Origin of the sequence: Streptomyces sp. NBC_00322 (genome assembly GCF_036147535.1) — a bacterium.
In the GTDB taxonomy this organism is placed as follows: Bacteria; Actinomycetota; Actinomycetes; order Streptomycetales; family Streptomycetaceae; genus Streptomyces.
Genome location: NZ_CP108019.1, coordinates 8,383,500 through 8,405,357 on the forward strand (window position 1 = coordinate 8,383,500; position 21,858 = coordinate 8,405,357).

A 21,858-nucleotide genomic window follows, 5' to 3' on the forward strand; every position below is an offset into this window, starting at 1 on the left:
GCGCCGGTTCACTCAGTGATGGAGCCGGCGGCGGGTAGCACGTCCACCTGCCGCCGGCTCCATCGCTGAGTGCGAACACCCCGTCAGCGCAGCCGGGCGGCGATGTGGTCGCCGACTCGCAGGGCGTTGGCGATGGCGGTCAGCGATGGGTTCACCGCGCCGATGCTGGGGAAGAAGCTCGTGTCCACGACGTAGAGGTTGTCGAGGTCGTGTGCCTTGCAGTCGACATCCAGGGCCGAGCTGCGGGGGTCGGTGCCGAACCGGACGGTGCCTGCCTGGTGGGCGGTGGCCCCGATGGGCATCCCCTTGTGGAGGTAAATGCTGTGCGACAGCAGGCGGTGCTCGTGCATGCCCAGGTGACCGAGCATCCCCTGGAGCTTGTGCTGGAGGCGCTTGAGCCCGGCGACATTGTTCTTCTCGTCGAGGGCCAGGTGGATGTCGCCGTTCTTGTCGAGGGTGACGCGGCTCTCGGGCAGCGGGAGGTCCTCCCCGCAGAGCCAGAAGTCGACGGCGTGGTGCGCGAGCATCTCGAACGGCATGTCCGGTGAGACCGCGCCGGCCCAGCGCGGCGCCTCGCCGTGGATCTGATCGGCGTCCGACTTGCCCAGCATCTGGATGCCGCCGAGCGGGAAGTCCCAGTCGTCGGCCCCCAGGTACCAGTCGTGCAGTGCCAGTGTCTTCTGGAACCTGGTGGGGTTCGGTTCCTTCGACACCGCCATGAGCGCCAGGTTGTTGTGCCGCATGTAGTGGCGTCCCACCACGTCCGAGCCGTTGGCCAGGCCGTCCGGGTGTTTGTCGTTGGCCGAACGGAGCAGCAGGGCAGCGGAGTTGACCGCGCCGCAGGCGACCACGACGATGTCGGCGCTGAATTCCTGCGTCGATTTGTCCTTGAGCTCGGCAACGACACTGGTGACGGTGCGTCCGGTCGGGTCGGTCTGAAGGCGCCGGACATGGGCGCCCGTCACCATCGTGACGTTGTCGTGCTTCAGCGCAGGGTCGACGCAGATCACCTGGGCGTCGGACTTGGCGCCCATCAGGCACGGGAAGCCGTCCACCCGGTCGCAGCGGATGCAGACGCTGTTATGGGTTGCTCTGCCGTTCTCGTCCTGGGTCAGGTTCACGCCGATGGGCAGGTGGAAGGGGTGGAGCCCCTTCTTCTCGAGGTCGTCGCTGAGCTGCTGGATACGTGGCTCGTGTTCCACCGGCGGGTGGGGATACTCGCCGCTGGCCGGGCCCTCCGTCGGGTCCTCGCCGTGGCGCCCGTGTACGAGGTAGAGCTGCTCCGCCTGCGTGTAGTACGGCTCCAGGTCCTCGTAGCGAATCGGCCAGGCCGGAGAGATGCCGTCGTGGTGGCGCAGCTCGCCGAAGTCCTCGGGCCGGAGCCGGAAGAGCGCCGCGCCGTAGAACTTGGTGTTGCCCCCGACGTAGTAGTTGACTTCCGGGGGAAACTCATTGCCGTGCTTGTCGTACCAGAACTCGGGGGCGCGGTATTTCCCCTTGACGAAGACGGCGGTGGAGTCCCAGTTGTCCCGCTCGCGGGGCAGGTAGTCGCCGCGCTCCAGGATCAGGATCCGCTTGCCGGTGGGGGCCAGCCGGTGGGCGAGTGTGCCGCCGCCCGCTCCCGTACCGATGATGATGACGTCGTAGTGCTGATCGTCGGCCATGCGGGGTCCCGTTCTAGGAGTCGATGGCTGTCCTCGCCGTAGTGCCCGCCCCGCAGGGCAGGTGGTGTGCGTGTCAAAATGCACCTGCATACGGGGGACATTCAGTGCCGAATCCGAAGCTATCGGGCAGCCTTCGTGGCGGCGACCGGATGGGTGCTGAAGAGGTCCCTGTTCACCCGATCGCCCGTACCGCGCTCGACGCCTGGTCGACGATGCTCTGCGGGTCGGCCGCCGCGTCGACGGTCACGCCGCGCTCGTCGGGCCGCAGCGGTTCGAGTGCGGCGTACTGGGAGTCGACCAGCCGGGCGGGCATGAAGTGGCCTGTGCGTCCGGCGATCCTTCGTTCGGCGGACGCCCGGTCGAGCGCAAGGTGCAGGAACAGGACGCCTGCGCCCGCCCGGCGGAACAGGTCCCGGTATTCGTACTTGAGAGCCGAGCAGGCCATCACCCCGCCCCGGCCGGAGGCGGTCGCCTCCCGGATCCAGTCGGCGAGGGACACCAGCCACGGCCTGCGGTCCTCGTCGGCGAGCGGCCGGCCGGCGGCCATCTTGGCGCGGTTCGCCTCCGGGTGGAAGTCGTCAGCCTCGACGAAGGGCACCGCGAGCCGGTCCGCGAGCAGCCGGCCCACCGTGGACTTCCCCGAACCCGACACACCCATGACAACCACCACCGGCGGCACCCGAGACGCTGCTCCCACGGAGGTCCTCCCAGCCTCGTCCGTCCGACGGGCTGACGGTAGGACAGGGCCCGGCCCGGTGACCTGCCCGACCGGCCGACAGACTCTACATTCAGCCCATGAGCCCCATGGACCGTCGAACCGGTCGGAGCGCCGCGAGGTTTCTGCTCCCTTACCCGCCGTCGCAGATCGGAGGTCTGCCCGAGGGCCTGCCCGTCGCGGTGTGGGACGGCACCGGCGCTCCGCCCGGTATCGAGAGCCTGGCGGCCGTGGAGTTCTTCGTCATTCCGTACACCTTCGCGGATGTGGCCGCGCCGCTGATGCCCCGCCTGCCGCGGCTTCGGGTCGTCCAGTCCCTCTCCGCCGGCGTCGAGGACCTCCACAAGCACATCCCCACCGGCGCGGTGCTGTGCAACGCCGGCGGAGTGCACGACGCCAGCACCGCCGAGTTGGCGGTGACGCTCACGCTCGCATCGCTGCGTGGCCTCCCCGGCTTCATCCGGAATCAGGACACGGCCGAGTGGCTGACCGGCTTCCGCCCGGCGCTTGCAGACCGCACCGTCCTGCTGGTGGGCTACGGTTCCATCGCCTCCGCGGTCGAGGCCCGCCTCACCCCCTTTGAGTGCGACGTGCTGCGAGTGGCCCGGACCGCCCGAGATGCCCCGCGCGGTCCCGTGCACCCCATCACCGAACTGCCCGAACTGCTGCCCCGCGCCGACGTAGTGATCCTCACCGTCCCGCTCACCCCGCACACCCGCGGCATGGCCGACGTGGACTTCCTCGCACGGATGCGGAACGGGACGCTGCTGGTGAATGTGTCCCGGGGCCCCGTGGTGGACACCGGCGCGCTGCTCGCCGAACTCGGCGCCGGACGGCTGAGCGCGGCCCTCGACGTCACCGACCCCGAGCCGCTCCCCGCCGGGCATCCGCTCTGGCACGCCCCCAACACCCTGATCACCCCCCACGTCGGCGGCACCACCTCGGCCTTCCTGCCCCGCGCTCTACGCCTGGTCCGGGCCCAGTTGCTGCGCTACCTGGCGGGGGAGCGGCTGGAGAACATCGTGCTGCCGCCCACCCCCTGACGGAGGACCGGCGCCGAGCTCTCGGCTTGCCGAGTACGGGACGGCCTCAGAACACTGCGATCGGGTTGACCGGCGAGCCGGTGGCGTCCGGCAGCCTCAGCGGGGCGATGACGCAGAGGAACGACCAGCGCTCTTCCGCCTCGCAGACTGCCGCAAGGTCCTCGAACTGGAGGTAGTCCAGCAGGTGAAGGCCCATGGCGTGGACGGCCAGCACATGCACAGGGAAGCCGACGCCCTCGGTGGAGCTCGGGGCCGTGTCATTGTTCCCATCGCCGCCGAGCACCGCGACCCGCCGGTCCGCCAGAAACTCCAGCGCGGAGGGATGGAGCCCGGCGCGCATGTCTGCCGAGTGCCAAGCTCCCAGCTCGTTGCGGCGGCGGCGGTGCCCGACCCGGACGAAGAGGAGATCGCCGTCGGACACCCGGACGTGCTGGGCACTCTCGGCCGCGGTGAGGTCGTCGAGAGTCACGTGATCGCCTGGTTCGAGCCACGGCACACCCCGCAGCCGCGGAATGTCCAGCAGCACGCCGCGTCCGACGATTCCGTCGCGAGCCGCGTCGACGGACAGGGCCGTGGCCCCGGCCGGCGTGACGGTGTTCGCGTCCACGCCACCGTGCAGCGTGCCGTTGTAGATCACGTGACACAGGGCGTCGAGATGGCTGTCGGCGTCCCCGTGAACGTTCATAGTGAAGCGGTCCCTGGCGAACTGGAGCCCGCTCGACTCAATCCCACCCCGTACGGCGCCCGTCATGAGGTGCCCGAACGGCTCAGGATTGTCGGGCCCCTGCTCCGTCTCGACCTGCGCCGCCATCGTCACCGTGCGGCCCGACCTCACCTCGGCTGCGGCCGCCACCACATGACGCGGCGTGATGTCGTCCAGGGCACCGCGGAGGGAGGCACGGGCGCTGCGGCGGACGCGTGCGTAGAGTTCGGCGAATTCGCCGGCGCTGAGCCGCGGCAATCCCGCCGGGGTGGCCATGACCGCGCTCACTTTCCTTCCCGGTCGAGCGCTTCGTCCAGGGTGACGGCAGCCATGATCAGCGACAGATGGGTGAACGCCTGGGGGAAGTTGCCCAGTTGCTCCCCGCTCGGACCCACCTCTTCGGCGAAGAGGCCGACGTGGTTGGCGTAGGTCTGCATCTTCTCGAAGGTGTACCGGGCCATGGGCAGCCGTCCGGCTCGGGCCAGCGCGTCCACGTAGAGGAAGGTGCACAGGCTGAACGTGCCCTCCGAGCCGCGCAGGCCGTCCGGTGACGCAGACGGGTCATAGCGGTAGACGAGACTGTCGGAGACGAGCTTGCGGTCCATCGCGTCGAGCGTGGACAGCCAGGCGGGGTCCTTGGGGGCGAGGAACTTGACCCTCGGCATGACCAGGAGGGAGGCGTCGAGGACGTGGCCGTCGTAGTGCTGGACGAAGGCGCGCTCCTGCTCGCTCCATCCGCGTCGCATCACCTGCTCGAAGACGGCGTCCCTCGCCATGCGCCATTTCTCCAGATCGGCGGGTCTGCGGAAGCGGTCCGCCAGCTGCAGGCCCTGGTCGAAGGCCACCCAGGACATCACCCGGCTGTAGGTGAAGTCCTTCCGGCCCCCGCGGGTCTCCCAGATGCCCTCGTCCGGCCTGTCCCACGCGTCGGCGAACCAGTCCAGCGTCCTGGTCAGCGTCTTCCACCCCTGGTAACTGGACTGCTGGGCGATCTCAAGGCCCTGGGACACCGCGTAGAGCGCCTCACCGTAGATATCGAGCTGGAGCTGGTCCGCGGCACCGTTGCCGATCCGGACGGGGGACGAACCGCGGTAGCCCTCAAAGTGGTCGAGGATCTCCTCCGGCAGATCGGGGTTGCCGTCGACCCGGTACATCGTCTGGAGCGGCTCGCCCTCCTTGCCCTCGCGCTCGCGCAGCCGCTGCACCAGCCAGTGGACGAAGGCGGTGGCCTCCTCCGCGAAGCCGAGGTCCAGCAGGGTCCGCACGGACAGAGCGCCGTCGCGTACCCAGGTGAACCGGTAGTCCCAGTTGCGCTCCCCGCCGACCTGCTCGGGCAGCCCCGTGGTGGCCGCGGCGACCAGGGCGCCGGTGGGGGCGTAGGTGAGCAGTTTCAGGGTGATCACCGAGCGGTGCACCAGCTCCGGCCAGCGGCCCCGGTAGCGGGACTGGCGCAGCCAGGTGTGCCAGAAGTCGACCACGTCCCAGAACTGCTTGGTCACCCGTTCGACCGTGGGAGGTTCCGGCGTGTCGCCCGGGGCGCATACGGTGAAGACAGCGCCGCCGACCTCTCCGGCGCGCAGCGTCACCCTGCCGCGTACGTCCTGGCCGTTCCTCTCCAGCGGGAAGGTGCCCTGAAGGTGTGCCTCGATTCCCGGAGCCCGGAACACGGCAGCGTCGTCGCCGAGTTCGAGCTCGTGCTCGGCGCGGCCGTAGTCGAAGCGCGGCCGGCAGTCGAGCATGAAGTCCACGGTCCCCCGCACGACGCGCACTGCCCGGATCAGCGTGTGCCGGTCGCTGGCGATGCCGGTCCGGTCCGGGGGCATGAAGTCGATCACCTCGCCCACGCCGTCGGGCGACATGAAGCGGGTCACCAGGACGGCCGTGTCGGGGTAGTAGAGCTGCTTGCAGGTCCCGTCCGGGTGCTCGGGGGCCAGCTGGAAGTATCCGCCGCGGTCGTGGTCGAGCAGTGCGGCGAAGATGCTGGGGGAATCGAACCGGGGAGCGGCGAACCAGTCGACGACGCCCTGCGACGAGACGAGGGCAGCGGTCTGCAGGTCGCCCACCAGGCCGTGCTCGGCGATGGGAGGGTAGCGGTCCATGGCCACTCCGGGGGCTCGGAGATGCTCCTGAGATCCACCATCGCTCACCCCGCTGGTCCTCGCCATGCCGAGGCGGGGCGACCGCTCGCCCACGTCCCCGGCTCGCGGGCGGCACCCTTACGGCGTAGGGCCCTGGCTGAGGGCCATCGCAGGGGGTGCCACAGCTGGGCCGTCCGGGCGACCCTTGGGGGACCAAGCCGTGCACCGCTCTCGGTTGCCGACCGCCCACCCGGCGGGCGTTACTGGCTAGGGCCTGCCCAGCGCACGTGGGGTCCGAACTCGACGCCCGGGCCGTTGCGCCCCGGTTCGGCCGAGTGGCCCGGCGATGGAGGTTGTGCATGGAGATGATCCACGTCCGACTGGTGAGCCCTCCTGACCTGACGTCCCGTGCGGTTGGACTGCTGGCCGACGACCCCTATGTGTTCAACCTGGTCGTTCTCCGCGAACTGGCGCGCAATCCCGACGGCGACGCGGTCGAGTGCGACATCCTGGCGGGTGCGGCCAACGACGTGTTGCGCGGTCTGCGCGATCTGGAACTCGAGCGCCGCGGATCCATCGTCATCGAGCCGGTCGAGATGGCCTTCTCCGCCACCGCCGCCAAGGCGGAACAAAAGCAACTGGGGGCGCTCGCGCATGCGCCGGTCTGGGAGGAGGTCGAGGCGCGCATTCGCGCCGAGGGTACGTACTTGCCGAGCTTCTACGTCTACCTGGTCATCGCAGGTGTCATCGGGTCGGTGGGGATCCTCACCAACTCCCAGATCCTCATCGTCGCGGCAATGGTCGTCGGACCGGAGTACGGCGCCATCGCCAGCGTCGCGCTGGGCATCGACCGTGGCAACGGCACCAGGATCCGTCAGGGACTCTTCGCCCTTGCGGTGGGATTCTCACTGGCTGTCGTGGTGACGTTCCTGTTCTCGTGGGCGATCCGCGCTCTCGAACTGCAGCCCAGGGCATTCGACCTGGGCATCAGACCGGTCTCGAACCTGATCGACGCCCCCAACGTCTTCTCCGTCGTCGTCGCGGTGCTGGCCGGAATCGTCGGGATCGTGTCGCTGACCCAGGCCAGAACCAGCGCGCTGCTCGGCGTCTTCATCTCGGTCACCACCATCCCGGCTGCCGCCGACGTCGGTGTCTCCTGCGCGTTCTCCAGCTGGAGCGAGGCGCGCGGGTCCATGCTCCAGCTGCTGCTCAACATCGTGCTCCTGATTACGGTGGGCGTCCTGACGCTCAGATTCCAACGGGCTGTCTGGCGGCGCATCGGCCGAGGCAGCGTGCACTCGCGCAGCAGGCGCTCGCGCGGCGGGTGACGCCGCGCGAGTTCCGTCCGGGGTGGGCAGCGGAGTGCCCGTGCGACGACCGGAAGGATGCGGCGGCCGTCGGTGGCAGCCGGGGGGCACCGGTCCCGGAGCCGGGGCGCACCGGTCCCGTCATCCACCGCCCGTGGCTCCAGTGGGCGAAAGCGCCGAGCGATTCCGCCCGTGGGAACGTGTCGCGCTTGACCGGCTCTGCGCGCAGCCGCATGCTCCCGACGGAGGCCAATACCGCAGGTCACCACATCGACCGCGGTTGAGAGCGCCGACCGGGCGGACCAAGGGGGCCACGCGTGCAGGAGAGCCGCACCGGACAGCAACTGACGCTCCGCCACGGCCCCCACACTGCCGTCGTGGTTGAGCTGGGCGCGGCGCTCCGGTCATACACGGTCGGTGAACGCGCCGTGATCGACGGATTCGCCGCACAGGACCGGATCACCGGCGGCCGCGGCCAGATCCTGGTGCCGTGGCCCAACCGGATCCGGGACGGCCGGTACCGCTGGGACGGGCAGGAGCTCCAACTCCCGCTCACCGAGCCGACCGGCCGCAACGCCCTCCACGGGCTGCTCCGGTGGGTCTCGTGGCGGGTCGTGGAGTCGAGCGAAAATCGGGCCGCGCTGGCCGTGCAACTGTGGCCGCAGCCGGGCTACCCCTTCCACCTCCACGTCCTCGCCGAGTACACCCTTGGGGAGGGAGGACTTGAGGTCGCCGTCACCGCGCGGAACCTCGGTGAGAGCGCCGCACCCTACGGCTTCGGCCAGCATCCTTACGTCATGGCGGGCACTGCGACCGTCGACGAGGCGGTGCTGACTGTCCCTGCGCGGACGTGGCTGCGCACCGACGAGCGTGGCTTGCCAGTGGCCGCCGAGCCGGTCGCCGGGACGGCGTACGACCTGCGTGCACCGCACGCCGTAGGAGCACGCCGACTGGACACCCCGTTCGGTGACCTCGACCGGGACGCGGATGGGCGGGCGGTGGTCCGCCTGGCCCACCCGTCGGGTGCCTTCGGTACGGACGTGTGGCTCGGTGAGGGCGCCCACTACGTGCAGCTCTACACGGGCGACACTCTGCCGCCAGGGGAGCGGCGCCGCGCCGTCGCCGTCGAGCCGATGACCTGCCCGCCGGACGCCTTCCGCAGCGGCACCGCGCTCGTCAGCCTCGGCCCCGGCGAGCGGCACACGGTCCGTTGGGGGATCACACCGTGGGGAGATTGACTCCTCCCCCTCCCTAAGGGGAGGGGATTCCTGGCTCACGTTGGCTGTGGACCGGCGGTCCGCCAGCTCTTACACGATCAGCACCAGCCGGGTTGAGACCAGCCCGGACGAGCATCACGCGGGCGGAGTTCTTGTCCCTGGGGGATACGGTTCCGCACGCGGTGCAGGCATAGGTTCGTTCGGAAAGAGGTAGTGCGTGCTTGGTTCTCGCTCCGCACTGCGCGCAGTCCATCGTGGTGTGCGCGGGATGTACCAGGTGCACGGCACGTCCGTGCTTGCGGCCCATTTCGATCAGGGCCGCTTTGGTGGCACCGATCGCGGCGTCGGCGGCCTTGTTGGCCATGGTGGATCTGGCGAGGAACTTCGGCCGGAAGTCCTCGACGGCGAGGGCGTCATGGTCGCGGACCACGTGCTTGGCCCACTTGCGGGTGGTGTCCTGCCGCTGCCGTGCGACCTTCCGGTACAGCTTTGCCCGCAGCCGCTTGGCCTCACGGTAGCCCTTCGATCCGGGCTGCCCCTTCTTCGGCCTGCGCCGGGCCGTCATCCGGTCGTACCGGGTCAGCTTCGCCTGGGCTTTGTTCCCATGCCCCGCATGGGGCAGGTCGTGCAGGTCGGACGTGGTGGTGGCGGTCTCCCTCACCCCCCAGTCCACACCGATCACACGGCCCGTGGCGGGCAGGGCCTCAGTCGTGGCGGGGACAACGAACGAGCAATACCAATGCCCGATGCTGTCGCGGTACACGCGCACGCTGGACGGGGGTTTGGGCAGATCCCGCGACCACACCACGGCCAGGACGATGCCCCCAGCCAGGTGCAGGCGGCCGTCCTTCAACCGGAAGCCACGCTGCGTGTAGTTCAGCGTCGGGTCTGCGTCGCGCTTCTTCTTGTACTTCGGCATCCCCGCCCGCTGCCGTATCGGCAGCCGCGCCTTGATGTCCTTCAAGGCTTTGGCGCGGGACTTGGCGAAGTCCCGGATGATCTGCTGCTGCGGGACCGAACTGCCCCCGCGCAGCCACGCGTTCGCAGCCCGAGCTTCGGTCAGCATCTTGTCCAGCCGGGCCGGGCCGCACTTCTCGTCCCCGGCGTGCGCCCTCTTCGACCGGGCGCAGCACTCGTTCCAGATCCACCGGCACCGCGCCCACTCCGCCTCCAGCGCGGCGAGCGCGGTGGACGACACGCGAAGCCTGTAGGTGTACCGGGCGTGCCCAGCATCTTCGGCCATCTGTGGTGTCGTCATGCCACCAACCTACTACTACGATGGACCGTATGGACCATGAAGTACGCATCACACTCAGACTCCCCGCCGACCTCCATACATGGCTCACCACTCAAGCAAAGTCCGCTCGGCGGTCCCTCAACTCCGAAATCTTGCACCGGCTTGAGGCCGAGCGCGGCACCCCCTTCGCAGACGACGAATCGCCCTGACCGCGATTCATCTTCCCCCGCCCTGCACCGCAGGAGTCCCGATTCCTCCCCGGCCTAAAGACCGGGGCACCCTCGGAGGTACCCGGTGACCTGGCCGCCGCGCGTCCGGTCCTCGTGATCGCTGCTCGCTGGCACAGCTAACCGCCCGGCAGCAACGGAAGCCCGGCCTCCGCGTACCGGCTGAGCGCCGTCCACCGCGTTGCGTGAGGTCATAGCGACGCAGCTCGCGCAGGATCGAGGCAGCGGCGACCTGCCTAGCGCCGCTTCGGGTGGCTACGCCGAGGCGGGCTGCACGCTCATGCTCGGCGAGTTCCTCAGGTGCCCTCGTAGGTGGTGGCGTTGATGCCACCAACGCGCCGTGCACAGCGGGGGGTTGGCACGCGAGCGCTTGTGATCTAAACGATTGCACGAAGATCGAATGTTTGGTTGGGTCGTGTGTCGGGCGTGACCACGCCCAACGATGAGGGGGAACTCTACGTGCGTATCCGAATAGGTGCGGCTTCCGCTGTCCTGGCCGGCCTGCTGGCCGTTGGCGCAGCTGTCCCGGCACAGGCCGACGACCACAGCACACCGCAGGACCGCAGCACCTACAGTCAGGAATCCGCGCGCGCTGGCTCCGGCATCGGAGCTTTCGAAACCAAGGGCGACAACGTTCACTTTTCGCACACGGTGCGGGGGGCTATCAACGCCCACGGCTGGTGGAAGCGTCTGAGCGGGCCGGCGACCAAGGCCAAGGTCACAATAGAGCTGCAAGTCAAGAGCGGGACAGGTTGGAGGACACTGAACACGGGGTCCAAGACCGTCTACTCCGGTGGCGGAAGCGCCAAGCGGGCGTCGGCTGCCTGGAAGTGCACGAACCTGATCCAGAAGCACACCTTCCGCAGCGTCATCGACGTTGATCTCATCGGTTACCCGGACCAGGCCAACAAGAAGGTCACCGCGGCGCAGACGCTGTACTGCGGCACGTGATCAAGTGCTGAACAGCGGCGCTGGAAGGGTACTCTTCCAGCGCCGCCTGCCTCCCTGGAGTGCCTGTGTTTCCCCCCACCGTGATCATTGGTCTGCATGGGATCCTCAAGCGGTACCCGTGGTTTGACCGGGTTGTAGAGCAGGATCCCGACGGCACCGTTGAGGAAGATCTTCTCGGTCTTGCGATCGACCGGGCCGGTTCCTACGGCTGGCAAACCCTGAGCAGCTGGCTGAACGAGGACGGAAAGGTCACCGCTCACCATGAGCCCACTTCGTGGGCTCATGAGGAGGTCGGCGGTGACTGGAGACAGGATGGAAGGGTTCACGAGCTGGCCTGGCTGCAGGCGGGGGTTCTCACCGACCCCCCGCGTCCGGGTCTTCCCGCCCGGCCGATCGTCTTGGTGTTGTCCGAGACATTGGCCCGAGTGGGTGCGGTGACGTTCACCGGCCTGCACGCCCTGCTGCCGTTGCAGGCGGCCGAGCGCAACACGGCCTTTCACCAGATCGAGTTGGCGCCCTGGTTCGACCTTGCGGATCCGGATGCCCGGCACGAGGTGGTGCTGACTGTCTCCTGCCGTCCTGGGCAGGGCGCAGTGGTCGAGGATGATGCGGCAGCCGTGTGCGAGGCGGTGCGGGAGATGGCGCAGAGGGCGGTGGAGGTCTCCACGTCCGTGGCGGAAAACGGTCTGCCGGGATTGGACCTCGACCTCGGCCGTGTGGTGCATGCCGAGGGGATGCGTGAGGTGATGCGGTTGGGCTGCCGTACGCGGGAGTGGTCGCCGGATATTGCGGTGTGGCTGGTGGAGATGGTCGCAGATGGTTTGCGTGGGGTGGGGCGGTTGGCGCCGGTGGTGGTGACGGCCTCGCTGGCATCCTTGCCGGCTTAGTCTCCGCCCGCACCGGTGGCATGAGCCGCAGACGACCCGGCTCCCTCGGTATCAGCGACGGGCGTGGGTCTGACCTGCTGTCCTGCGAGTGACCATGTGCCCGCTACGTGCCCGACGGGATGGCACCCAGGAAGGGGCCCTACCCGCGGGTGCGGGGAGCGGGCATCGGCGAGAGCGGCTTGCAGGGCGGGCGGGTTGTGCAGAGCGCATCCGCTGGTGGAGGTGCTCCGCCAGGGATTCGGCGGCGTGGTAGTGACGAAGCATCGGCGATCCTGATGGCCGCCACTCCTTCGGCCGACCGGCTTGCTCCCCGGCGCACGGCGGACGGCTTCAGTCGCCGGAGCGGGACCAGCAGCCGTCCACAGCGCGCGCATAGTGGGCGCATAGCGGACGCTCAGCCCGTGCTCAGCCGCCGTGGGGCGTGGCTCACCTTCTCCTGAGACGGTGGTGCCGGGTGCGGCCGGTCGGCAAGGATTCGACGGATGAGTCCGAGCCGAAGGTGCGAGGAGTGCGGGGGAGAGCTGCCCGCAAAGGACCGGCGTACGGGAAGTGAGCCGGCGCAGGGCGGCCGGCCCGCCCGCTACTGCTGTGCTGCCTGCCGACAGCGAGCCTTCCGCCGCCGCTCGGCACAGGACGCCACGGGCCGCACGCAGCCGCCCGCCGCGGCCGGCGCGCCGACACCGGCTACGCCCGTGCGGGGCCGGGAACTGCCGCGTGCACTCGACTCCTTCGTCGGCCGCAGCCGCGAACTGTCCCGGCTGCGCACCCTGGTGAAGTCGGCGCGGCTGCTGACCCTCACCGGCCCCGGCGGCGTCGGCAAGACGCGCCTCGCGCTGGAACTCGCCGGGAGCATGCGCGGCGGCGCCGACGGTCGGGCCCAGTTCGTCGAGCTGGACTCGTTGCACGACGGCACCCAGCTGCCCCAGGCCGTCGCCACCGCACTAGGCCTGGGTGAACGCGGCGGCCGCAGCGGCGTCGAGATGCTCGCCCACGCCCTGGGCGAACGATCGATGCTGCTGATCCTGGACAACTGCGAGCACCTGGCCGAGCCGTGCGCACAGCTGGCCGCGGCCCTGCTGAGCCGGTGCCCCCGGCTGCGGATCCTCGCCACCAGCCGCGAGGTGCTGCGGGTTCCGGGCGAAGTGGTGTTCCGGGTCGGTGAACTGTCCCTGTCACCGCTCGCCGCCGAGGACGACCCGGCAGCCGTGCTGCAGGCCGACGCCGTACGGCTCTTCGTGGAGCGAGCCGCCGGCCGCGTACCCGGATTCGCGCTGGACGTCGGCAACGCCCGTACCGTAGCGGAGATCTGCCGGCGTCTCGACGGGATGCCGCTGGCCATCGAGCTGGCGGCACGCCGCACCGGAGCCCTTCCGCTGAGCGACATCCTGGCCGGCCTGGACGACCAGCTCGCGCTCCTGACGGACGGCAGCAGGACCGGGCCCGGCCGGCATCGCGAACTGGCCGCGGCAATCGACTGGAGCCATCGATTACTGGCCCCGGAGGAGCAGACCCTCTTCCGCCGTCTCGCCGTCCTCGTCGGCGGATTCGACGCTGTTGGCGCGGCCGCGGTCTGCGCCGACGGCGAGGTGCCGCCGCGTGATGTGCTGCGCGTGCTGTGCGCCCTGGAGGGCAAGTCCTTGATCGTACGGCTGCCGGGGACCGAAGACACCGCGAGATTCAGGCAGTTGAGCGCAATCCGCGCCTACGCACTCGAGCGGCTCGCCGACTCCGGCGAACTGCACAGGACCTGGCAGCGGGCCCTGGACTGGCTGACCGGTCTGCTGGAGCCCACCGCCGGGCGGCTCTTCGCCGACCAGATCGGCGGAGCACCGGCGAGGGAACGGGAGAACCTTGCGGCGGCAGTCGCCTACGCCACCGACCGCGACGGCAGGCCGCCCCTCGGGCTGGCCCTCGCGCTGGCACGGGTGCGCTTCCAGCAGGAGCAGCTGACGGCCGCCCGCACCCTGCTGACCGCCGTACTCACGCAGGACGACGGCTCCGCGCACGGCGGTGCGGCACTGGCGCTCGCCGCACGCGCGGCTTGCCAGCAGCAGGACCCTGCGGCCGCGCTGTACTTCGCGGAGCAGGCGGTGGCGATCGAGCGGCGGCGCGACAACCCCACCGCACTCGCCAACGCCCTGGACGCCCGGGCCGCCGCCCTGGTGTGCGGCGGCGAGTTCGCCCGGGCCGTGGCCGACTTCGCTGAGTGCCTGGACATCGTCGCCGCACTCGGCCGCCCCCGCGACACCGCGTCGTGCCGCCACCATCTGGCCTGGGCGCTGCTACACATCGGCAAGGCGGCCGAGGGCGACGAGCTGATGGCGTCCTGCCTGCCGCTGCTGCGCGGACAATCCCCCTGGGCCCAGTCGGCAGCCGCTCTGCACACCGCCGGTGCGATCCGGCTCGCCCTGGGCGATGCCGAGACGGCCCAGGGACTGTTCGCCGAGGGCCTGCGCACGGTGCCCGGCGAGAGCTTCCACGCGCTGTATCCACTGGAGGGGCTTGCCGTCGTGGCAGCCGAGAGGGGCCAGATGCAGCGGTCACTGCGGCTGTTCGCGGCCGCTGCGCAGGCGCGCAGGCGGCTGGACACCGAGACGGAGGCCGAGTGGCGACGGCAGGTCGAGTCGGCGACGGCCCGAGCGGCGGCGGCGCTGACCCCGGCGGGACGGGACACCGCGGTGGCCCAGGGACGCGGGATGGGCTGGGAGCGGCTGATCGCGTACGCCCTGCGCGGCAACGGCGAAGGAGCGACGCAGGCCGTCCGTACGGACAACGGGCAGTCCCCGCTCACAGGGCGGGAGATGACGGTGGCGGCGCTGGTCGCCGAGGGACTGACCAACCGCGAGATCGCCGCTCGTCTGGATCTGTCGGCGAGCACCGTCTCGACCCACCTCGACAACGTGCGGGACAAGCTGGGCATGCGCTCCCGTACGCGGATCGCGCTGTGGGTGGCCGGAAGGGAGAAGCGCCGGGCCGCCCCCACGCACGATCCGCGCCGCGGCGAGGTTTCGTAACGCCGCCAAGCCGCCGGTCATCCGATCGATCCGTGCGCAGGCCGCAGCGACCAAGCTGACGCGGAACAGGGCATTCCAAGGACCCGACGGCGTGGATCCGGGCCCTCCCCCACGGAATGCCCTGCCTGGACAGTAATCCGGCAAGGAGACGCGATGCGGCACGACCACGATGCGGACGGCGAACACACGAGCTCGAGGCGGGCGTTCATCAGAACGAGTTCGGCGGGAATGACCGCCGCCCTGGTGGCGACAAGCGGGGCCGGCGCCGCCCTGGCGGCACCGGTGAGCCCGGTGCAGAAGGCACGCGCGGCGGGACGCCCGCTCGCCCTCACGCCCGCCTGTGACGGTCACGAGACCCCGGCGGCGACGGAGGGCCCGCTCTTCAAGCCGCAGTCCCCCGAGCGGACGGACTTCATCACCCCCGCTATCCACGGAGTGCGGCTCGATCTGAGCGGCATCGTCTATGACACCACCTGCAAGCCCCTGCCCGGGTCGCTCATCGAGTTCTGGCAGTGCGACCAGAACGGCGACTACGACACCGCCGGCTTCTCGCTGCGCGGACATCAGTACGCCAACAGCAGGGGCGCGTTCCGGCTGAGCACGATCATCCCCCGGGACTACTGGGGCCGTTGGGGCCAGCGGGCACCCCACATCCACACCCAGGTCCAGGCCCCCGGCGGACCCGTGCTCGTCACCCAGCTGTACTTCCCCGACGACACCCAGGCGTACGGCCGGGACTTCGCCGCGCTCAACGCCGCGGACCGACTCCTCAACCGGGCCTGCACGATCACGCTCGCGGGCCCGCAGGGCGGCGGATACACCGGCGCCTTCGACTTCGTCATCCAGACCACGGCCAAGTAGCCGACCGCCGATCACTCAAGGATTTCCGTGATGCATACGAGCAAGTCATCCCGGCGCCTGCACCTGGGTCGGTCGCCGCTGGTGGGGGCGCTGGCCGCAGGCGCCATCGCGGCCGGGGGCCTGATCGCCGCCGGCACGGGCTGGGCCGGACCCGCGCCCGCCGCCAAGGACGTGGCGGCCACACCGGCGCGCGTCGCCGGACAGTGGCAGTCGACCAAAGTCCCGGTGGTCAAGGGCGACATCACCGCCGTGGCCGCGCTCAGCGACAAGCAGGCCTGGTCCGTCGGCTACCGGCTGAAGAGCGACACCGAGCTGGAGGCCCTGGCCCTGCACTGGGACGGCACGTCCTGGACGCAGCAGTCGACGCTGCCGGACGGCAGCTTCCCGCAGGCGCTCGCCGTACGGTCGCCCAGTGACATCTGGGCGGTCGGCGCGACGGCGGCCCACTGGGACGGCACCTCCTGGACCACGCGCAATCTCGCCCGCGACCCCGCGGGCCGGTTGACACCCGACGCGGTGGTGACGACGTCCGACGGGAAAGCCTGGACGGCCGGCCGCGCGGTGCCGCAGGGCATCAAGAACGGGGTCCCCGCCATCCAGGCGTGGGACGGCACGGCCTGGCGCCGGCAGCCCCTGCCCGACGTCGGCAAGGGCGAACTCACCAGCCTCACCGCCGTCGCACCGGACGACATCTGGGCGGCGGGCACGTCCTTCGCCACCGACGACGCCGCGGAGACGGCCCTGCTGCTGCACTGGGACGGCACCTCCTGGACGCGGGCCGCCGCACCCACCGCTGCCCAGGACGAGCACCGCTGGCTCAGCGGCATCACCGCACTGGGTGCCGACGACATATGGGCGGTGGGCGGATCGACGTCCAAGGGAGGCGATCGCCCCTACGCGGTGCACTGGGACGGCAAGAAGTGGACCGACGCCCAAACAGCCGAGATCGCCGACGGCCGGCTTCGAGCCGTCGGTAGGGCCGGGGACGGCACGCTGTGGGCGGTCGGCGGCAAGGGTGCCGTCTCACTCGCCCTGCGCTTCGACACGCAGCAGCGCCGTTGGGGGAAGGCAGCCGACCCCGGTGTGGTGGTGCGAGGGTTCACCACTGTGCCGGGCACCGCAGACCTGTGGACCGTGGGCGTCGCCAAACAGGGCGACCTCGTCCCGGCGGTGACACGCTTCACAGGCTGACCGCCACACCGAACCCGGGCCCGGACCGCACGCCACGGTCCAGGCCCGGACCCATGCGGACGGTCATGCGCGCTCAGACCGGGGCGAGTGCCAACGCCTCGGGTTTTTCGAGCCGTTCGCGGCTCTCCGCGTCGAGGGGTACGTAACTGAGCGGCGCGGGGCCCACGGGGCGTGGGCCCAGCTGCGACGGGCTTCCCCAAGTCCATCGGCTGCACGCCGGGCCCGCTGTTGGACGGAGTGCTGGTGTGGCTCGGGGGCCTGCAGGGCGTGTCCCGCGACCCCGGCGCGAAGGTCATACAGCACCGGGAATTCCCACCCGCTCCCGGCCGTAACCAACTGTCGGCCCTGGTCAATTCGAAGGTCCATCGTTGTCAGGGCGCAGGAGGCAGGAGGCGACGACCACGAAGGGCCAGAGGGACTGAATGGATGTCACAAGGCGTTCAGCGATTCCAGCGGCACCGTGATGATGCGTTTCGACCAGGAACCAGCCTGCGCCGACGCTCATCAGAGCGGTCGCCGCGATTGAGGGTACGGGCCGGAGTCCCCATGGCGCGGCTCCGTTGCGATCGGCGGCCAGGACCGGCCACACCGACAGGAGAGTGAAGCCGACCACGGCAACTGAACCGTGGTGCAGGGAACCCCCACTGCGCGGCGGCGGGAGCAGAGCCACGACCAACGCCGACACTCCACCCCCGGCCAGCGCCACACGTCCGGCGAGCGCAGCTGGGCGCAGCCCCCAGGCGGTAAGCAGGTGGCAGACACCCAGGGCGAGCAGGGCTCCGGTCATCACCCAGAATCCGGCAGCTCCGTAGGCCGCCAAGACGCTGATCGTCTGCGTAGCAGGGTCGTAGGCGGGTCCCTCAAGTAGAGCCGCGAGCGTCCAGCCTCCGATCAACAGGACAGGCGCACATCCCGACGAGAGCAAGGCCCATCTAGGAACAAGTCGCATTGTTCCACTATAAATTGCCAAATCGTCACAGTCGGAGAGCAATGTCCCAGTCGCGTCGGTGACTCATCAGCCACCCAACGCAGAGCCTGGGCTCAGGGAGCGGCCATCGCGCAATACGCAACCTGCCGCGGAAGCCGTATCGGCCTGCGATGTGTATCGTCCGCCCGTTGATCATTTTTGCGGGATCGAATCCGCGAAGGAAGGCGCGCCGGCCAGGACTTCCACTTTGCCGGTGTCGAGCGAGTAGTAGGCGCCGACCACGGCAAGGGCGCCCTTTCCCACGAGTGGGGCGAGGTCGTTGTTGGAGCGCAGGTCGGCCGCGGTCAACGTGACCTGGGCGCGTGCCATGTTCTCGACCGGGTCGGCGCCGCCTTCCCGGGCTGCCTGTTCGTATGCCGGCTGCAGAGCCTTGACGATCGCCTGCAGGTTGCCGGGCAGCGGTTTACCGTCACGAATGGACTTGTACGCTGCCTTGACGGCGCCGCAGCGCTGATGGCCGAGGACCACGATGAGCGGGGTGCCACTGGTCATGGGCCCGTACTCGACGGAACCGGTGACCACCGGGCCGACCGCCTCCCCGCCCGTGCGCATCACATAAAGGTCACCCAGCCCGGTGTCGAAGAGGAGTTCGGGCGGCACTCGGGAGTCGATGCACGAGAGGATCGCCCCAAACGGTTCTTGCTCCTGGGCCACGAGCTGACGCCGGTTCGGATCCCGGTCGGGGTGTTGAAGGTCTCCGCTCACCCAGCGCTCGTTGCCTTCCATCAGTCTCGCGAATGCCGCGGCTGGTGTGGTCGGGCGCTGGCTGGGCGAAGCGCTCGCCGCCGTCGGGGCGGCCCTCGTCGATGAGCACCCTGCGAGCGCGACGGTTGCGCCCGCCAGTCCGCCGGCAAGCAGCGCTCTACGATGCATACGTCGTGCTCTGTCCATCGGTTTCCCCTCGATGCCGCGCAGATCCGTCCCTGCGTCGTGACCAGGGGCAATTGTTCAGCGCGGCGTGGGTGACCTGGCAGCAGGCGCAAGCGGGCGCGGGTTACGTTGCCACCGACGGCCCACAGACCGGCTCGGGCGGCAGCGTGAGCATCTGAGCCGAGACCCCGCCCTGCCCGACTGGAGTGTCGACGGCCGGGTGCTGTCCGTTCTCGTGAACATCAACCTCGACCCGAACCGGGCGCCTCCCGAGACGATGAACAAGCGCTGAAGAGGTGGCCCGATTCATCGCACCGACCGCCGAAACGGTACCGGGGTCCTGACCATCCGGCGTGGGCGGCCGGGGTGAGCCGCTGCGTGCCCACCCTTTCGCATCCGCCGCCGTCCCTCGTCGGGAGACAGCGCCGGAGGCGGCGGCGCTATGGCCCACGCCCCTGGGCCGTCCAGATCAGCCCCGACGCACCGGTGGCCGCCGCGTCGAGCGACGGCCACCGATCGGCGAAGCGTTACTGAATGCCGGGGATCTCGCGGCCCTTGAACGCACTGCGGACGGTGTCCGCCGCGCTCGTGCCGTACATGCGCTCGGCGGTCGCGATCGTCTTCAGTGCCGCGTCCTTGAAGCTGGTGTCGGGCGCGAAACCGAACTGGGCGTTGATGATGATGCGGTCAGCGGTCCTCGCGCCGAGCGCGTTGCGGATGTCGAAGAGCGCGCGGGACCAGATCTCGCCGTCCGCGTGGACCTCCCCCACCCGGTCCCCGTAGACCTTGCTTCCGTCGATGCGGCGCAGGCAGTGCGGGGCGCTGCTGTACGTGACCGAGTCCCAGTCGGCGACGCATGCCAGGTCGGCCTTCATCGGCCAGCCGTACTTGGCGTCCGCGTGTGCGCCGACCTCGACGGCGAGGTAGTCACCGAAGGCCTCGCCGATCGAGCCTGCCTCCAACGACGTCCCGAAGCCCGGCACTTGGGCGTGGTGCACGGCATGCCCGTACTCGTGGACGATCACCTCGGCGTCCTCGGCATCGTCCACACCGCCCTTGCCGAAACGGATCTCGGCCTTCTTGTCGGTGAAGAAGGAATTGTCCGCACCCCACTGGTTGATACGGACCGGCTGGGCTCGGTTGTTGGCCCCGGGCAGTTCGCTGCCGAAACCCAGGCCCTGCAGGTACTCCTGTGCCTCGTTCACCCAGAAGTAGGCCATGACTTGCTCGAACTGGTCGTCGTGCCGGGTGTACGAGCCGACGTCAGTCGTCTTTGCCGAGGCTCCCGTGTCGGATCTCACGGAGGCCCACGTCCCGGACAGGCCACCACTGCCGTCCAGGTTTCGCAGCGCGGCGACGGCATAGGCAGAGGTCGGTACGGCCCCAGCGGCATCCTTGGCGTCGGTGAGCAACTGATCACCGGAGGACTGGACGGGATTGACCATGAAGACGCGGGCCTGCGGCGCAGTCGGAGCGGATCCGGAGGCCGAAGCCGAACCGGCCGGGCCGGCCAGGGTGAACAGCGCCACAGTGGCCGTGGCTGCAGCAGCCAGGCCGCGGGATGTGCGGCGAGCCATATACATCCTCCATCGATGGGATGTGATGAGCCGGATTTGGGGGGTGGCTCGGTGCGGGCGTGATCCTTGCGCATCATGGGTTGCTTTGGCCATGGGTCGCCCATGAATTCGCCGACGAAAGGGGTCGCCAGCAGGACAATCCGGCGCCGGACCAGCAACGCACCGGACGAATCCCGTCCGACGAAGCGGCGCCGCATCGGCTCTTCGCAGCTGCGCCCGTGCTGCCGGCCGCCAGTTCGCAGAGGCTGTTGGGACGTATCCGGGCAATCATGATCCGGCCGGATGCCGAGGGCCGTTGGATGTAGGAGGCCCGGTCGGAGTGAAGGAATGGGAAGCCTCCGCCGTCTCCCACGTGGTCCTCTGGCGGATCAACGGCATGCTCGCCAGCGTGGACTTGCCGCTGCCAGCGGCGCCCGGCGCGCCCGGCTGGGGTTCGGGCGTCGTTCTGCCGGCGGATCATGTGACTACTAGGCTGCGACGATGGAACGCGTAACCGACGTACCCGAGAGTTTCGCCCAGTCTGCAGATCGGGACCAGGTGAATGACTACGACAGCTTCGCCGAGGCGTACTCGGCGGAGAACGAGAGCAACCTCGTGAACGGGTACTACGAGCGGCCCGCGATGTTGGCCCTCGCCGGAGACGTGGCCGGCCGTCGGATCCTGGATGCCGGTTGCGGCTCGGGCCCCCTGTCCGCTGCACTACGCGACCGCGGTGCGGTCGTCACCGGCATCGACGCCAGCGCCGGGATGCTGGCGCTGGCCAGGCGGCGGCTCGGTGACGACCTAGCCCTGCACGTGGTCGACCTGAGCGACCGCCTGCCGTTCGACGACGGTGCGTTCGACGACGTGGTCGCGTCGCTGGTGCTGCACTACCTGGAGGACTGGGGGCCGACGCTGGCCGAGTTGCGGCGAGTGCTCAGGCCCGGCGGCCGGCTGATCGCGTCGGTGGACCACCCTTTCGTGGCCTACACGATCCAGGATCCTCGGCCCGACTATTTTGCGACCACCAGCTATACCTTCGACTGGACGTTCAACGGACAGTCCTTCCCGATGAGGTTCTGGCGCAGGCCGTTGCACGCCATGGTCGATGCCTTCACCGCCGCCGGCTTCCGCCTTGCCGTCATCAGCGAACCGCGGCCCGACCTGGCCGCCCGTGAGCTGTTCCCCGACGACTTCCATGACCTCTCGACCAAAACCACCTTCCTGTTCTTCGTCCTCGAGGTACCGCCGTCGGCTACCGGCTCGTACGACTAGCCAGTCGCGGATCACGAGCGGAGCCAGAGTCGGATCGAGGCGACGATGACGGTGCCGTGGAAGATGTAGGCGCG

Annotated in this window: 18 protein-coding genes; 10 read left to right on the forward strand and 8 right to left on the reverse strand. The window is 69.6% G+C overall.

Annotation, left to right across the window (positions count from 1 at the left end; genetic code table 11):
- Positions 1-83: 83 nt before the first annotated feature.
- Together OG905_RS38120 and OG905_RS38125 are read right to left on the reverse strand one after the other, a co-directional pair.
- Positions 84-1,664: a GMC family oxidoreductase gene (locus tag OG905_RS38120; protein WP_328681748.1), complete on the reverse strand. Its 1,581-nt coding sequence runs from the start codon at positions 1,662-1,664 to the stop codon at positions 84-86.
- 172 nt (positions 1,665-1,836) lie between these two features.
- Positions 1,837-2,322: a gluconokinase gene (locus tag OG905_RS38125; RefSeq protein WP_328682822.1), complete on the reverse strand. Its 486-nt coding sequence runs from the start codon at positions 2,320-2,322 to the stop codon at positions 1,837-1,839.
- A 137-nt stretch (positions 2,323-2,459) separates the two neighbouring features.
- Here OG905_RS38125 and OG905_RS38130 point away from each other — a divergent pair, with 137 nt between their 5' ends.
- Positions 2,460-3,422: a 2-hydroxyacid dehydrogenase gene (locus OG905_RS38130; protein ID WP_328681749.1), complete on the forward strand. Its 963-nt coding sequence runs from the start codon at positions 2,460-2,462 to the stop codon at positions 3,420-3,422.
- 46 nt (positions 3,423-3,468) lie between these two features.
- Here the strand turns inward: OG905_RS38130 and OG905_RS38135 are convergent, their stop codons facing one another.
- Together OG905_RS38135 and OG905_RS38140 are read right to left on the reverse strand one after the other, a co-directional pair.
- Entirely contained in the window at positions 3,469-4,401 is a 933-nt protein-coding gene (locus tag OG905_RS38135; RefSeq protein ID WP_328681751.1) for a cyclase family protein, read from the reverse strand.
- A gap of 8 nt (positions 4,402-4,409) precedes the next feature.
- The gene (locus OG905_RS38140) at positions 4,410-6,224 is read right to left on the reverse strand and encodes a glycoside hydrolase family 15 protein (protein WP_328681754.1); all 1,815 of its coding nucleotides are present in this window, start codon (positions 6,222-6,224) and stop codon (positions 4,410-4,412) included.
- 338 nt (positions 6,225-6,562) lie between these two features.
- On the opposite strand from OG905_RS38140, the gene OG905_RS38145 reads away from it, so the two are divergent.
- Positions 6,563-7,531 carry a DUF389 domain-containing protein gene (locus OG905_RS38145; RefSeq protein WP_328681756.1) on the forward strand — a complete coding sequence of 323 codons (969 nt, stop codon included), beginning with the start codon at positions 6,563-6,565 and terminating at the stop codon, positions 7,529-7,531.
- A gap of 296 nt (positions 7,532-7,827) precedes the next feature.
- Positions 7,828-8,748 carry an aldose 1-epimerase family protein gene (locus OG905_RS38150; RefSeq protein WP_328681758.1) on the forward strand — a complete coding sequence of 307 codons (921 nt, stop codon included), beginning with the start codon at positions 7,828-7,830 and terminating at the stop codon, positions 8,746-8,748.
- Positions 8,749-8,761: 13 nt separating this feature from the next.
- Here OG905_RS38150 and OG905_RS38155 read toward each other — a convergent pair whose 3' ends face one another.
- Positions 8,762-9,985 (reverse strand): RNA-guided endonuclease InsQ/TnpB family protein, encoded by a 1,224-nt coding sequence (locus OG905_RS38155; protein ID WP_328681761.1) that lies wholly within the window; start codon positions 9,983-9,985, stop codon positions 8,762-8,764.
- A gap of 29 nt (positions 9,986-10,014) precedes the next feature.
- Here OG905_RS38155 and OG905_RS38160 point away from each other — a divergent pair, with 29 nt between their 5' ends.
- The 6 genes from OG905_RS38160 to OG905_RS38185 all read left to right on the forward strand — a co-directional run bounded on the left by OG905_RS38160 (position 10,015) and on the right by OG905_RS38185 (position 17,095).
- Positions 10,015-10,173, forward strand: a complete 159-nt coding sequence (locus OG905_RS38160; protein ID WP_328681763.1) for an Arc family DNA-binding protein — start codon at positions 10,015-10,017, stop codon at positions 10,171-10,173.
- Positions 10,174-10,617: 444 nt separating this feature from the next.
- A complete protein-coding gene (locus tag OG905_RS38165) occupies positions 10,618-11,142 on the forward strand; it encodes a hypothetical protein (protein WP_328681765.1) in 525 nt (174 codons plus the stop codon).
- 80 nt (positions 11,143-11,222) lie between these two features.
- Positions 11,223-12,029 (forward strand): hypothetical protein, encoded by an 807-nt coding sequence (locus tag OG905_RS38170; RefSeq protein ID WP_328681767.1) that lies wholly within the window; start codon positions 11,223-11,225, stop codon positions 12,027-12,029.
- A 482-nt stretch (positions 12,030-12,511) separates the two neighbouring features.
- Positions 12,512-15,043: an ATP-binding protein gene (locus OG905_RS38175; protein WP_328681768.1), complete on the forward strand. Its 2,532-nt coding sequence runs from the start codon at positions 12,512-12,514 to the stop codon at positions 15,041-15,043.
- Positions 15,044-15,196: 153 nt separating this feature from the next.
- Positions 15,197-15,904 carry a dioxygenase family protein gene (locus OG905_RS38180; RefSeq protein ID WP_328681770.1) on the forward strand — a complete coding sequence of 236 codons (708 nt, stop codon included), beginning with the start codon at positions 15,197-15,199 and terminating at the stop codon, positions 15,902-15,904.
- A gap of 30 nt (positions 15,905-15,934) precedes the next feature.
- The gene (locus tag OG905_RS38185) at positions 15,935-17,095 is read left to right on the forward strand and encodes a hypothetical protein (RefSeq protein ID WP_328681772.1); all 1,161 of its coding nucleotides are present in this window, start codon (positions 15,935-15,937) and stop codon (positions 17,093-17,095) included.
- A 349-nt stretch (positions 17,096-17,444) separates the two neighbouring features.
- Here OG905_RS38185 and OG905_RS38190 read toward each other — a convergent pair whose 3' ends face one another.
- The 3 genes from OG905_RS38190 to OG905_RS38200 form a co-directional block, all read right to left on the reverse strand.
- Positions 17,445-18,044 carry a DUF998 domain-containing protein gene (locus OG905_RS38190; protein WP_328682823.1) on the reverse strand — a complete coding sequence of 200 codons (600 nt, stop codon included), beginning with the start codon at positions 18,042-18,044 and terminating at the stop codon, positions 17,445-17,447.
- Between the two features lie 171 nt (positions 18,045-18,215).
- Positions 18,216-18,809: a carbonic anhydrase gene (locus OG905_RS38195; protein ID WP_328681774.1), complete on the reverse strand. Its 594-nt coding sequence runs from the start codon at positions 18,807-18,809 to the stop codon at positions 18,216-18,218.
- Positions 18,810-19,480: 671 nt separating this feature from the next.
- Positions 19,481-20,530, reverse strand: coding sequence for a M4 family metallopeptidase (locus OG905_RS38200; RefSeq protein WP_328681776.1), 1,050 nt, complete (start codon positions 20,528-20,530; stop codon positions 19,481-19,483).
- Positions 20,531-21,010: 480 nt separating this feature from the next.
- On the opposite strand from OG905_RS38200, the gene OG905_RS38205 reads away from it, so the two are divergent.
- The gene (locus tag OG905_RS38205; protein ID WP_328681779.1) at positions 21,011-21,784 is read left to right on the forward strand and encodes a class I SAM-dependent methyltransferase; all 774 of its coding nucleotides are present in this window, start codon (positions 21,011-21,013) and stop codon (positions 21,782-21,784) included.
- Positions 21,785-21,858: the final 74 nt, after the last annotated feature.